This window comes from Halomonas alkalisoli, assembly GCF_021412585.1.
GTDB lineage: Bacteria > Pseudomonadota > Gammaproteobacteria > Pseudomonadales > Halomonadaceae > Halomonas > Halomonas alkalisoli.
Genome location: NZ_JAKCMI010000030.1, coordinates 113,197 through 124,833, shown reverse-complemented (window position 1 = coordinate 124,833; position 11,637 = coordinate 113,197). Strand labels below are relative to the sequence as shown.

9 protein-coding genes are annotated in these 11,637 nt (G+C 69.7%); all 9 read right to left on the bottom strand.

What is annotated here, in order from left to right; all coding sequences use genetic code 11:
- On the bottom strand, positions 1-639 hold a 639-nt coding region (gene tssI / locus LY622_RS15140), incomplete at its 3' end, for a type VI secretion system tip protein TssI/VgrG (RefSeq protein WP_234290018.1).
- Between the two features lies 1 nt (position 640).
- On the bottom strand, positions 641-928 hold the full coding sequence (locus LY622_RS15135) for a type VI secretion system PAAR protein (protein WP_234291665.1): 288 nt from the start codon (positions 926-928) through the stop codon (positions 641-643).
- Between the two features lie 31 nt (positions 929-959).
- Positions 960-1,541, bottom strand: a complete 582-nt coding sequence (locus LY622_RS15130) for a GNAT family N-acetyltransferase (protein WP_234291664.1) — start codon at positions 1,539-1,541, stop codon at positions 960-962.
- Positions 1,525-5,187, bottom strand: coding sequence for a type VI secretion system membrane subunit TssM (tssM, locus tag LY622_RS15125; RefSeq protein ID WP_234291663.1), 3,663 nt, complete (start codon positions 5,185-5,187; stop codon positions 1,525-1,527). Before tssM ends, LY622_RS15130 begins: the two co-directional genes overlap by 17 nt.
- Positions 5,172-5,303 (bottom strand): hypothetical protein, encoded by a 132-nt coding sequence (locus tag LY622_RS22490; RefSeq protein WP_255762596.1) that lies wholly within the window; start codon positions 5,301-5,303, stop codon positions 5,172-5,174. The genes tssM and LY622_RS22490 overlap by 16 nt, the downstream gene beginning before the upstream one ends.
- On the bottom strand, positions 5,300-6,730 hold the full coding sequence (tssA, locus tag LY622_RS15120) for a type VI secretion system protein TssA (protein ID WP_234291662.1): 1,431 nt from the start codon (positions 6,728-6,730) through the stop codon (positions 5,300-5,302). The genes LY622_RS22490 and tssA overlap by 4 nt, the downstream gene beginning before the upstream one ends.
- An 11-nt stretch (positions 6,731-6,741) precedes the next feature.
- Positions 6,742-7,398: a type VI secretion system-associated protein VasI gene (gene vasI, locus LY622_RS15115; protein ID WP_234291661.1), complete on the bottom strand. Its 657-nt coding sequence runs from the start codon at positions 7,396-7,398 to the stop codon at positions 6,742-6,744.
- Between the two features lie 11 nt (positions 7,399-7,409).
- A complete protein-coding gene (locus tag LY622_RS15110) occupies positions 7,410-9,017 on the bottom strand; it encodes a sigma-54-dependent transcriptional regulator (RefSeq protein ID WP_234291660.1) in 1,608 nt (535 codons plus the stop codon).
- 3 nt (positions 9,018-9,020) lie between these two features.
- The gene (gene tssH, locus LY622_RS15105; RefSeq protein WP_234291659.1) at positions 9,021-11,633 is read right to left on the bottom strand and encodes a type VI secretion system ATPase TssH; all 2,613 of its coding nucleotides are present in this window, start codon (positions 11,631-11,633) and stop codon (positions 9,021-9,023) included.
- Between the last annotated feature and the right edge of the window lie 4 nt (positions 11,634-11,637).

Here is an 11,637-nt window from a genome sequence, read left to right as displayed (position 1 = left end):
CAGGTGGCGCAGCGGCGGCGTGCCGCCGGCGCGGCCGTGATAGGTGCGCTCGCCCAGGCTGGCCAGCACCTGGGGGTCGTCGGCGAAGACCAGGCGGTGGACGCCGTTCGGGGCGTCTTCAAACTCGTGGAAGTAAAACAGCCCCTCTTCGGCGGCCAGGCGCTGGATAAAGGCCAGGTCGGTCTCGCGGTACTGCACGCAGTATTCGCGCTCCGCGGGCTCGCGGGTGGCGGCGAAGGCCACGTCGGTGATGCCGCGCTCGTCGCACAGGGTATTGATGATGGTCAGCGGCGAGACGTTCTGGAAGATGCGCGAGTTGTGGCGCAGCGAGAGGCGCCACAGTGCCGGCTGGATGGTCAGCGAATAGAAGGTGCGGCGGTGGCCGCGGTCGCCGCGGCCGAAGGCGGTGGCGATGCCGTGGACCCGGCGCAGGACCTCGCCGTCCTGCCAGACCGTCAGGCTCAGCTCGCGGTCGAGGAAGGCCTCCGGGACGAGGTCCGGGTCGCGGCTGGCGAGGTTGACCGCCAGATGGAAGGGCTGGGAGAGCGCCTCGGTCAGCGTGAAGTCGACCACGGCCAGGTCGAGATCGTCGGCCCCGGCGAGGGCAAGTGTGAACTGAAGACCGGTCTGATTGGCCATGTCAGCTGCCCTCACCGGTTGCGCTGCCGATCACCACCCCGCCGCAGCTCACGGCATGGCCGGTGAGCGCTGCCGGCTTGCCGTCCACCAGGATGGTGCCCGAGCCCTCGGCAATGGCCCGCGGGTGCGAGGAGTGCTTGGGCTTGTCGTGGGGTGCCAGGGGGTCGCCCAGGCGCGCCACCGGCTTGCCGTCCACCATCACGGTCGGGCTGCCGGCGATGACCGGCGTCGGCGGGAAGCCATCGTGATCGGTACCGATGTCTCCCACGAGTACGAGCTTGCGTCCCATCTGTCGTTCTCCTCTATTGGGTTCGCGGGACTTAATCCCACTCGGCCGGCGCCTCGAAGCTGGCCACCTTCGATGCATCCACGTGCATGCGCTTGAAGCCGGCGTTTTCCAGGCTGCGAATCGCCGCCTCGCAGGCCACCGGCAGGCGTGATTGCAGCGGGGTACCGCTGAGGGTGCGCCGCGCCGCCAGCAGCAGGCGGGCACCGTGGCCGCTGCCCTGCCACTCCGGCTCGATGAAGAAGAAGCGCAGCTGCCAGGCGGCTTCGTCATCCGGCCGGCAGGCCAGCAGCATGCCCAGCGGCGGCCCTTCGCCGTGGCGCAATACCAGCAGCCGGCCCTGCCAGTGGGCCACGTGGCTGCCGTCGCGCTGCAGCCACAGCCCCCGGTGCGCGGTGAATTCCAGCGCGCGCCGCAGGGTATCCAGGCGTGCCTCGTCGCGCAGCACCCAGGGGGAGTGCCCCTGGGCATCGGCGCGGCGTGCCGCTTCCAGAAAGCGTTCGATGTCCTCTACCTGGGCCGTTTCCAGCCCGGCCATGGCGCTGTCCGTCGGCGCGGGGTCGGCCTTGGCCGCCTCGCGTCCTCCGGAAAACAGCCGCTTAAACATCGTCAGCATTCAGGCCTCCCTCGGCATAGAGTGCGGTGGGCAGCTGGAAGCCGGCGGCCAGCGGGCGGGTGAAGGGATTGCGCGAGCCGTTGGCGCTGAGGCGATAGCGGATGGTGCCGCCGTCGACGCTGAAGCGCAGCTCCAGGTCGCGTTCGCCGGCACTGGTGATCTCGGCCTCATCGAGCAGCCGGAACCAGGCCCAGGCACCGTCGCGGGACATGCTCCGCGGCGAGCGGTTGACCTGACTCGGCACCAGGGTGACCCGGCTCTCGGTGCCGCCCCGCAGGGTGTTGGGCCAGATCATCGAGACCCGGTGGCTGGCGCTGTGGGCGTATTCGATCAGCTGACCGTCGACGCTGATCACGCCGCGCCGCTTGTCGGGGCTGAGGCTGACCGGTTCGAGGGAGAATTCCACGTCGAGCACGCCGTCGCGGCCGAAATAGGCCTCGCGAATCTGCTCGGCGCGCTGGAACGCCGTGAACACGCTTCCCCGTAGCAGCGAGTTGCCGTCGGCGTCGAGCAGCTGTTCCGGGGCTTCCTCGATGAAGGGCCGCAGATTGTCCTGATAGAAGCTGTCGAGGGTGCCGCCCGGGCCGAAGAAGGCCTCGAAGTCGGTCAGAGCCACGTCCCGCGAGGCACTGGCCACCAGCGGGTAGCGCCCGGCCAGACGGTTCTGATAGGGCGTGACCACATCGTCGAGCCACTGGTGCTCGAGATGGCGGATGGCGCTGGCCATCAGCAGCTGCCAGCTCTGGTCGGCCAGGCTCTCGAGCATGCGGTCCACCGGCGCCGGGGTGTTCTCGGCGATACGCTTCAGGTTGTGGATGGGGTCGCCACCGCGCAGGGCCAGGCGGTCACGGGCACTGACGAAGGCGGCACGCCCCGGGTCGCTGGCGCCCTGCACATGACGCAGGTAGTCGCGCAGCTCGGCAATGGCGGTCTTGATCTCGGCGATATCCGAGGGGTTGTCGCCTCGCGCATCCAGCAGCCCATTGAGTTCGGTGAAGTTACGCTCGATGTCACCGGCCAGGCGATAACGGGGCGAGCGCTCCAGCGCCTGGCGGGCCGCTTCGTCATCGACCGGCAGCTCGGGATAGAGGCGGGTGTGGTTGGCGACCTCGCCCAGCAGGCGGTCCAGCGGCCGGCTGGCCCCCAGCAGGGTATCCGCCACCACGACGGCCTGGTCGATATCGGGGATCGGCACCAGGAAGACGTCATCCAGCACTTGCCGCCAGGTCACGTGGTAGTCGCTGACATAGCGCTCGTGAAGGGCGTCGCGCAGCTGACGCTGGTCGGCCTCGCTGAAGGTGATGTCGTCACGCCGGCCCAGCACCCAGAGATCGATCAGCGCCAGCTCGGTGGCCTGCTCGACTTCCTTGAGGAAGTAGCCCTCGAAGCCGTCGCGGGTCACCAGGGTGGGCAGGCGCAGCCTCTCGTCCTCGTCGTCGCGGGCCATGAACACGGCGCTGAAGGCGGGACCCACGCCCTGGCGCAGGTCCAGCACCGCCCCACTGCGGCGATCGCTGCCCGCCTTGAGGGTGGCATAGACCCGCTCGTCCATGGGCTGGCGTGAGAGTTCCTCCTGGGCGGCCTGCAGGCTGCCGCGCAGCGGCGTCATGGCCAGCTCGGCATTACGGTCGCCGGCGGTCACACGGCCTTCCAGGTCGGTGTGGGTCATGGCGTAGTCGAGATGATCGAGCAAGCGCTCCTGGACGCTGCCGCGCTGGGCGAATTCACGCTGCCAGCGCCGGGCCATGAAGTCGTGGACCCGCTCGGGCTGGCGGCCGCTGGCATCCGACATCATGCGCAACACGCGCAGCAGCGCCAGCTTCTCGTTGCTGCCCTCCTCGGCACGGTTCATGTCATCCATGATCCCGACCATCAGCGAGGGCAGGAAATGATAGGAGAGCATCGCCAGGTAGGCGCTTTCCACCTCGCGACCCACGGACTGGCCCTGATAGAGGCCCATGTCGGCCAGCCACGGCAGCTGGTCGCGGTAGTCGCCGAAGGCCAGGGTGGCGCCACGCAGCCGATCCAGCGGATCGAGGAAGGCATAGCCGGTGGGGTCGTCGCCCTGCAGCTCATCGGGCTTGGACGCCAGGAATTCCTGGGCCTTCTCCTCCACGGCGGCCAGTGCGGTGCTGTTCTTCTGATAGAAGTGGCTCCAGCCGCCGACCAGGACGGCGGTCCCCAGCAGGCAGGCGACGACGCTGGCACGACGCGCGCGACGCCGGCGACGCGCGGCCCGGGCGTTGTCGCCGGCCAGGCCCGCCTCGGGATAGATCACCTTGTCGAACAGCTCCTCGGTGAAGTAGAGCGCGCTGCGGGCCGCCCGGTGGGCCGGCTGGATGCTCTCGGCCATGCCGTAGCGGCGGGCGGCGGCATCGACGAAGGGGTCTTCGGGCACCCCCTGCTGGTAGACCGAGGTGAAATAGGTGCCGCGCACCATGGCAGCGGTGGAGAAGCGGTCGCTGGAGAGCGCCTCGCAGAGGAAGCCGAGCAGCACGTCGCGCAGGCCGGCAAGCTGGCGCACGAAGCGGAATACCGACTCGCGCTCTTCCCGGTCGCGGCATTCGGCGAGCAGCGAGGGCAGGCTGCGGTTGAGCCGCTCGAGCATCTCATCGTAGGCGGAGGCGAACTCCGCCTCCCACTGGCCGGGCCTCTCGAGGCTATCGGCACTGAAGGTGAAACCCAGCGGCGCACGACGCGCCGCCCGGGAGTAGTGGCGGAAGAAGTCGTCGAAGCCGTGGAGCAGATCCATCTTGCTGAAGGTGACATAGACCGGCAGCCGGGCGCCGTGGCGCTCCATCAGTTCGCGCAGGCGGGCGCGCAGCAGCGAGGCATAGGCCTTGCGCACCGCCACCTTGGCGTCGCTCAGCCGGGCCAGGTCGAGCACCAGCACGACACCATCGAGGGGACGCTGAGAGCGGTTGCGCTCCAGCCAGCCGGTGAAGTGATCCCACAGGCGGCTCTCCAGCTCCTGGGGTTCGCCGCCCTCCATGGCGCCCTGGGTCAGCAGCTCGCCGTCCGGGTCGATCAGCACCGCCTTGTCGCCGATCCACCAGTCGAAGCCGAACTGCCCCTTCTTGCCCTGGCCGGAGGCCTTCATCACATGGGTGAGCGCGAAGTTCTGGCCGGAACGGTTGATCAGGCTGGTCTTGCCGGCGTTCTCGACCCCCATCACCAGGTACCAGGGCAGCTTGTAGCGCGCCCCCGGGCCGGCGCCCAGGTTATCGATCAGCTCGTTCAGGGTGGCGTTGAGGGTCTCCTCCTGCTGCTCGACCTGCAGCTGGGCCGGATCGAGCTGCAGGCGCTCGGCATGGCGGCGCTCCTCGTCCATCTCCCGCAGCCGCCGGGCCAGGCGGATGCCCCACACCAGCGCCACCAGGGTGGCCAGCGCCAGGGTGGCCAGCAGGCGATTGAGCCAGGGCCCCAGTGGGTAGCTGCCACGCACCTCCCACATCGGCCCGAGCCACCAGATCGCCGCGACCAGCGCCGCCAGCACCAGGCACCAGAGCACCGCGGTCAGCTTGCTCGCCTTCTTGCCGATGCCCTGGGCCTTGTTGCCATGCCCCTTGGCGCGATTGAGATTGCTTTGGGCGCGTGAGGCGCCGGGTACCCAGCGGCTCAGCCCTGACTTCAAATCTTTCCACATGAGCCTTGGCCCTCGTCCCTGTCGGTGATGTTGTGTCGTGTGTCGTCGTTGTTCATTTGCCGGATACCGGTCATTTCAAGCTGCAGGATCATGGTGATGAGCATGAATAGCGTCATGGTGCCGCCTCGAGCCGCTTGAGCAGGCCTGGCTCCCACTGATCAAGGCCGATGCCGCCGACCGACTGCTGCACCGCCCGGTAGTGGTGGGCGGCCAGCGATGCCAGGCCGGCCTCGCGCAGCAGGTCGGCGCTGGCCAGCCGCCAGTAGGCGGTCTCGCGCGGGGAGTGCGCCTGGGCCAGGCCCTGGTCGAGAATCGTCAGGGCCGCTTCCAGCCCCTCCGCAGCCAGGCACTCACGGGCCTGCTCCAGCCCGGCCTGCCAGGGGTCGCCGCCGCCATCGCCTTGGGCAGGTGCCCCCCCACCGCCGGGCACGCTCTGCAGCCAGCGCAGCGTCTCTTCATCGACGAAGGGGGTGCCGTCGTTGAAGCTCAGTGCTTCCAGGCCGGGCAGGCGCGCGACGAAGCGCGCCGCCTCGTCGCGGATCGCCTCGCCGCAGCGCGAATGGCCCAGCCGCTCGGCCAGGGTGGCGCTCATGCGGTGCCCCTCCAGCCAGTAGGGGCTGACCGCCAGGCTGTTCTCGATGCGCTGCCACAGGGCGTTGTCGCCGCCGCGGGAGAGCGCCTCTCGATAGTCCGCCGCGCGGTCGGCGGCCACCGGCGCCAGCTCGGTGCGGCCGCCGTTGCGGGAGGCCGGCAGCGCCTGGATGCCCCCCCAGACCGCATGGCGGCGAAGCCGATAGATCAGCGCCTCCCCCGGCGACTGCTCGTTGAGGAAGTCCGCCATCTTCAGCAGCGCCTGGCGATTGACCCGCTCGTTGCCGGCTTCCAGGCGCATCTCCGGCATCTTCGCCGCCGGGGCCGAGCCACCGTTACCGCCGTTGCCGGTCGACGCAGCCGCGGAACCACCGCCAGGGCTGGCACTGGCCTGTGACGCGGCCTGGCGAGGCTGCGCCTGCTGCAGCTGGCGGCGCAGCTCCACCAGGGCGTCATCCGGCAGCTCCCGGTCCCGCGCCACGGCCAGCAGGGCATCGAGGGCGGCCTGGCAGGCCTGATGCTCGTCTTCCGCGTTGCTGAAATCGAGGGTTTCGGCCAGCTTGGCGGCCCGCTGGGTGAACTGGGCAAACAGCCTCGGCCGCAGCTTCGCCCCCCTCGGCCCCTGGTAGGGATAGGCCTTGTCCCACCACTGCTCCAGGCTGCCGGCCAAGAGGTGCAGCGACAGGGCGAAGCGGACGCCATTCCCGCCACGCTGCAGGCAGTGCAGCAGGTGCCCGAGCACCTTGAGGTCCTTGCCGGACCGGCCGAGCAGCCGGGTCGCCCGTGTCTCGGCGCCTTCCCAGTCGACCTCGCCGTGCTGCAGCGAGCCGATCTTCATCATCTCCTCGTCGAGCCAGGCGTAATCACTGCTCTCATCGAGGGGCTCTCCCACGCCTTCGGGCTCCAGGGGAGCCAGCAAGGGCGTCAGGTGCGCTTCACTGGTGATTCGCATGCCAGCCTCCCTTACCAGCGACAGGCGTCGCGCAGGGGTTGAATGTGCTGGCGCAGCTCCGTGAGATCGAAGCGAAGCCCATCCAGCACGCCGAGTTCGCTGCCCAGCACCAGCTCATCGCTGTCGAGCAGCTGGCGTAGGGTAGCGATGGCCGGCAGCCCCCGGCCACCGCTGACCACGTAGCCGCCGTCACGCACCCGCCACTCCTGCTGCTGTTCACGCCCGCCGGCCACCAGGCGCAGTTCCGCTCGTGGTTCGTTCAGGGGCGTCGGCAGGTGCAGCTGAAAGCGGGTGATCGACTTCTCGCAGGCGATCACCAGCTGCGGCCGGGGCGGCATGGAACCCAGCGCCGGCGCGCTCATCAGCACATCACCGCCGGTCTCGCTCACCAGGAATCCCATCTCATCGCCGTTGCGCCCGGCCTCCTGGGCGTTGATGGCATGCCATAGCGCCGGCCGGGGATCGTCGCTGCTGGCCGAAGAGGACTCGACGGCCAGGAACAGGCCGTCGTAGCAGCCCAGCCTGTCCAGTCGTGACTCCAGTGCCGCGCACTCCCGGGCGTTGTCCAGCAGCGCATCGGCGTCCTGAGACGCCAGCGCAGCAGCACTGTTGAGCAGCGCCACGGCCAGCCCCAGCCGCAGGCACAGATACAGCGCCGGGCGAATCATGCAGCTCTCTCTCATTTGGCATCCAGTTCCAGCTGTCGGCACTTGTGTGCCAGGGTCCGCTTGGGCACGCCGAGGCTCTCGGCGGCCAGGGCGCGATTGCCGCCGAACAGCAGCAGCCGCTGGCGGATCAGCTCCGCCTCGTAGTCGCGCAGGGCGCTGCGCAGGTCGTGGACCTGGCTCGCGTTCTCGGCCGACTGGCCGCCGCTGCCCTCCGTGCCCTCCTGCCGGTCGGAATCTTCCGCTTCCGTCAGCCCGGGGAGGGCCATGGGTTCGATATCGTCGCCCGGCCGTGTCATGGCGCAGGCATAGTCGATCAGGTTCTTCAGCTCCCGCACGTTGCCGGGGTAGTCACGCTCACGCAGCTGTCGCAGGGCCGCCGGGGTGATGCCGAGTTCGTCGCGTCCTTCCCGCGAGCAGAAGTCGACCGCGAAGGCCTCTGCCAGCTGGGCGATGTCTTCACGCCGTTCCCGCAGCGGCGGCAGGCTCAGCGGGAACTGGCCCAGCCGGTAGTAGAGGTCGGCACGGAAGCGCTGATCCCTGATCCGTTCCCGCAGCGGCTGATGCGTCGCCGCCACCAGGCGCAAATCGGCCTGACGCTCCTCGCTGGCGCCCAGCGGGCGGTAGCGCCCACTTTCCAGCACCCGCAGCAGCTTGGCCTGCAGCGGCAGCGGCATATCGCCGATCTCGTCGAGAAACAGGGTGCCGCCATCGGCCTGGCTGATCAGGCCTTCGCGGGCCTGGTCGGCACCGGAGAAGGCCCCCTTGGCGTGGCCGAACAGCTCCGACTCGAGAAGCGATTCGGGAATGGCGGCACAGTTGATTGCCATGAACGGCCCCTCGGCCCGGGCGGAAAACCGGTGGATCGCCCGGGCCACGCGATCCTTGCCGGTGCCGGTCTCGCCCTGGAGCAGCACGGCCAGGCCGGTCTCGGCGGCGCGGATGACCTGGCTGCGCAGCGTCTGCATGGCGGGCGAGGCGCCCAGCAGATCATCGGCCAGGCGCTGGGCCAGGGCCTGGCGCCGGGCGCCGTCGTTGAGCTGAGCCAGGGACTGGCGCAGCCGCGCTTCCCGATGACGATCACCCTGGTGGCGCGACAAGCCGGCCCATAGCCGACACAGCAGCGATTCGAAGGCGGCGAATTCGGGGTCCTCGCCGAGCCCTTCCAGCACGGCAGCCTTGCCGGCCACGCCCATGGCGCCGAGCCACTCCCGCTCACCGTCCCGGGCGCGCAGCGGGCGGACTTCGAGGTGCACGTCCCCCGACAGCGCGGCCACCTGGGCCTGGAAGGCCGGGTGGTCGAGCCGCGAGCGTGCCTCTGCCAGGCCGAGGCGCAGCGGCTTGCCCTGGCGGATGGCGTGGGCGTAGGGGTGACGGAAGTCGTCGCAGTCGAAGCGAATGTCGTCGCCATCGCTGCCCAGCCAGCGGCCGCTGCCGTCGAGGTAGAGACAGCTGACCCAGGCCAGGCCGTGGCTGGCCTGGAGGATGCCGCCTGCACACTCGCGCAGCTCGGCGGGCGAAGCGCTCTCGACCAGCGCCAGCGCACGGGCCATGCCGTCGAGGCCGGGCCCCGTCGGCAAGTCACCCCGGCAACAGCGCATGTCGATCGCCTTCGCCGTCATCGCCTACACCACCTCCGCGGTAAAGGCGCCGCTGTCGGCATCGACGCCCAGGGCCACCCGGGTGACCGGCTCGCGCCGGGCCAGGCGGTCGAGCAGCGCCCGGGAGACCGGCGGCAGCAGTTCACCGTCGATGACCGACTCGAGCATCCGCGCGCCATTCTCGCTGCGGGTGGCCCGCAGGCAGATGGCCTCGGCCAGGGCCGGGTCGAGAACCACATCGGCCTGGCGGTGGCGCGAACGGATTCGCTCGGCCAGGGTGTCGAGCTTGGCCGCCACGATGTCACGCAGGGTCTCGGCGCCCAGCGGGAAGTAGGGCACCACCTCCATCCGTGCCAGCAGCGCCGGCTTGAAGAAACCGGCCAGCACCGGATAGAGCGCATCGTCCAGCCCGGCGGGTTCGTCGGCATGGGCCACGATGGCTTCATAGCCCAGGTTGGAGGTGAGGAAGAACACCACGTTCTTGCAGTCGATCAGCCGCCCTTCACCGTCGGCCAGCTCGCCCTTGTCGAAGGCCTGGTAGAAGAGGTTGAGCACGTCCGGGTGGGCCTTCTCCACCTCGTCGAGCAGCACCACCGAGTAGGGGCGCTGGCGAATCGCCTCGGTCAGCAGGCCACCCTCGCCGAAGCCCACGTAGCCCGGCGGCGAGCCGATCAGCCGCGAGACGGTGTGCTTCTCCTGGTACTCGGACATGTTGATGGTGGTCAGGAACTGGCGACCGCCGTAGAGCCGCTCGGCGATCTGCACCACGGTTTCGGTCTTGCCCACGCCGCTGGGGCCGACCAGCAGGAAGGCGCCCAGCGGACGGCCGGGGCGCCGCAGGTCGGCGCGGGCGGTGAGCAGATGACGGTGAACCCGCTCGATGGCCACGTCCTGGCCCTGCACCAGCTGGCCCAGGTAGCCGGGCAGCTCGGTGAGGCGGGTCAGCTCGTCGCTGGTCATGCGCTCCACCGGCACGCCGGTCCAGTCGCCGATGACCTGGGCGATCTGCGCCTCCTCCACGCTGGCATTGACCAGCGAGAACTCCTGCTGCAGCTCGCTCAGGCGGGTTTCCTGTTCGACGAGCGCCTCCCGCAGGCCGGCGTGGTCGGCGGCGTCGGTCTCGTCGTCGAGCAGCCGCGTATGCAGCGACAGGATGGCGTCGACGCAGTCGCGCTGAGCCTGCCAGGCATCCTCCAGCGTGGCCAGTTCATCATCGAGCCGCGTCAGGCGCTCGTCGAGCTCCACCAGCAGGGCTGCGTCCGGCAGGCGACCGAGCTGTGTCTCGCGGTCGAGCTGGTCGCGCTCACGCAGCGTGGCCACGTGGTCGCTCTTGAGGTGGCTGAGCCGGCGCGGCGGGGTATCCAGGGCCTGGGAGAGCCGGGCGCAGGCGGTATCGAGCACGTCGATGGCCTTGTCCGGCAGCTTGCGGCCGGCCAGGTAGCGTGCCGAGAGTTCGGCGGCGGCACGCAGGCCGCTGTCGCCCACCAGCACGCCGTGGGCCCGCTCGTAGACGTCGCGCAGGCCGCGCAGGATCACCAGCGCCTGATCGACGCTGGGCTCGGACAGCGACACCGGCTGGAAGCGCCGCGACAGCGCCGGGTCCTTCTCGAAGTACTTCTTGTACTCGCGCCAGGTGGTGGCGGCGATGGTGCGCAGCTCGCCCCGGGCCAGGGCCGGCTTGAGCAGGTTGGCGGCATCGCCGCCCCCTTCCGCATTGCCGGCGCCGATCAGGGTATGGGCCTCATCGATGAACAGCAGGATCGGCTTGGGTGCCGCCTTGACCTCCTCGATCACCGCCTTGAGGCGCTTCTCGAACTCGCCCTTGACCGCGGCACCGGCCTGCAGCGCGCCGAGATCCAGCGCCAGCAGGTCCACGTCGGCCAGCGCCGCCGGCACCTCGCCGGCCACGATGCGTGATGCCAGCCCTTCGACCACCGCGCTCTTGCCCACCCCGGCATCGCCGATGACGATGGGGTTGTTCTTGCGTCGGCGACCGAGGATGTCGAGCATCTGGTCGATCTCGGGATCGCGGCACAGCACCGGGTCGAGCTCGCCACGACGCGCCTGGTCGGTCAGCGAGGTGGCGAAGCGCGCCAGGGCGCTGTCGCCCTGGCCGGCATCCGGCTTCCGGTGTCCGGTAACACCAGCGTCCGCCCGCGGCGCCTCGGCGGAATCCCGCGTCAGGCGTTCGAAGTCGCGGCGCAGGCTCTCACGGTTGATGTCGGCCAGCAGCGCGGCGCTCCTGGGGCCGAGGTAGCGGCCGACGTTGTGCAGCAGCGCGGTGAAGATCATGCCGCTGCGCAGCGAGTCGTGGGCAAATTCCGTGGTCGCCAGCAGCCAGGCGTCCTGGAGCAACTCCACCAGCAGCGGCGAGAAGCTCGGCGTGGCCACCGTGAGGTCACGGGGTGGGCGCGATTCGTCGGCAAGCCGGGCGCGCAGTTCGAAGGAATCGATGCCCTGCCCTTCCAGCAGACAGCGCATGTCGCACAGCGGCTGGTCGATCAGCGCCTGCAGCAGATGCCCGGCGGTGACCTCCGGAGCCTGTTGCTCGGCGCACAGTACCGCAGCCTGTTCGAGCCCTTGGCGGGCGATGGCGTTGAGTCGGCCGATGAGTGCCGGAAGCTCTACCCTGAGCATGGTG